This is a genomic window from Arthrobacter sp. Soil736, assembly GCF_001428005.1.
Classification (GTDB): domain Bacteria; phylum Actinomycetota; class Actinomycetes; order Actinomycetales; family Micrococcaceae; genus Arthrobacter.
In genome coordinates, this window is sequence record NZ_LMSB01000057.1 from 1 (window position 1) to 1,760 (window position 1,760).

Annotated in this window: 2 protein-coding genes; one reads left to right on the forward strand and one right to left on the reverse strand. The window is 65.3% G+C overall.

What is annotated here, in order from left to right:
* A partial coding sequence (locus tag ASG92_RS24540; protein ID WP_240987291.1) for an IS110 family transposase occupies positions 1-507 on the reverse strand: 507 nt, incomplete at both ends.
* A 741-nt stretch (positions 508-1,248) separates the two neighbouring features.
* Here ASG92_RS24540 and ASG92_RS27855 point away from each other — a divergent pair.
* Positions 1,249-1,760 (forward strand): DUF4192 family protein (locus ASG92_RS27855; protein ID WP_157372470.1); only part of this gene is annotated, 512 nt, incomplete at its 3' end.

Below are 1,760 nucleotides of genomic sequence, written 5' to 3' on the forward strand. Positions count from 1 at the left end.
GGCAGCCTCGGTCCCGGCGAGCACTTCACCCGGGCGGACGCGGCGCAGGGCATCGAGCAGGGCTTTGCCGGTGTGCCGGGCGAGTTTCTCGCGCTGRGCTGCAGGGGCGGTGACCAGAACGGCCTTGATTTGGCGCAGCACGTTCGCCCTGGCCYGCACAGCCGAGTCACGCACCAGGTGCAGGACACGGATCGATTCCACGGGACCGTTRGCGTGTTTGGATGCCGGCAGGTCATCGTGRGCAAGAGCTTCCCGGGCGGCGGCCACCGCGTCCAGAGGGTCGGATTTGCCGCGCAGGCGCCGCGCGGCCCTGTTGGRGCGGATGATTTCTGCGACCTCGAACCCGTTCCGGTGCAGGTGGCGGGCCAGGCCTGCTCCGTAGGAGTTGGTGCCTTCAACCCCGAACCGTGCCGGTTCACCGTGCGCCAGGACGAACTCTGCCAAAGCCGCGTAGCCGGCCTGGTCGGCCCGGAACTGCCGGTCTGCCAGCAATTCGCCGGTCCCTGCNGCCGGTTCACCGTGCGCCAGGACGAACTCTGCCAAAGCCGCGTAGCCGGCCTGGTCGGCCCGGAACTGCCGGTCTGCCAGCAATTCGCCGGTCCCTGCGTCCAGRACCGCTGCGTGATGGGTGTCCGCATGCGTGTCGACGCCGACGACAACCGTGCGTTGATTTGTCATGATGGAAGTGCCTTTCGCTCGAGCGCGGGGGCAACACCGGCCGGGCGGGCAGACAAGACGTTGATGGGGCCTCTTGGCCAGGCTCCTATAAGGTCATGTCCGCCCGGTCAGCGTGCACAGGACGTGCTCCGCCGCCGGGTGGACAGATCAATACCAAGGCACCCAAACNCCTCTTGGCCAGGCTCCTATAAGGTCATGTCCGCCCGGTCAGCGTGCACAGGACGTGCTCCGCCGCCGGGTGGACAGATCAATACCAAGGCACCCAAACACGGGCCAGTCATTCTGCGGGTCACACCCAACAGCGAAGTACTTACATCATCAACGTCATTCTGATACCCCATCATCGCTGGGCGGGCCCTCCGCGCAACCAGGGCGCCATGCGCCGGCAGCAATCAAAAGTTTCGTTCGGCGCTCCTCCGTCGCATATCTCCTCACCAAACTTTTGATTGCGGCCGGTTCCCCAAGTTGCACTCCGGACCCTCCTACCCAGCGGTGATTCCTCTATCAGAACGGCACCCACATCCCAACGACCACAGTCAGGCCGAGAAAAGGGTCAAAGAAGCTAAGACCATGGAAACGCTCACCATCAAATCCCCCGCAGACTTGCTCAGCTTCATCGGACACTCCCTGGGCTTCTGGCCGCAGGAGAGCCTTGTCTGCATCACCGTAGACACCGACCGCCTCGGGGCCACCTTGCGCGTGGACCTCCCCCGGCACGACGGCGGAGAGCTGGGCTACGCCCGAACCGTCGCCGGCCATCTCACCCACGATCCGAACGCCACGGCCGTCCTCTTCGCCGTCTACACCTCAACACCCTGGGACGCCGGCCAGCCGAAACCGCGTGCGGCGCTGCCACACCTCCCAGTCCACGCTGTCGCAAGAATGAAATCAGCAGGAACCGAACCGGCATCCATTAGGACGACGGAAATGGGCCTGATTCCCGTCCCGGAGCGCCCCACAGGCCGTGTTGACACTGATGCTCCTATTGTTGTCAACGGTCGTTGTGGCTCCGCGCCGCGCAGGGTACCGGGGCCGGCTCCTCCGGCCTCAAGGGTCGCTTGCGATCGCTGCGCGACGGCCTG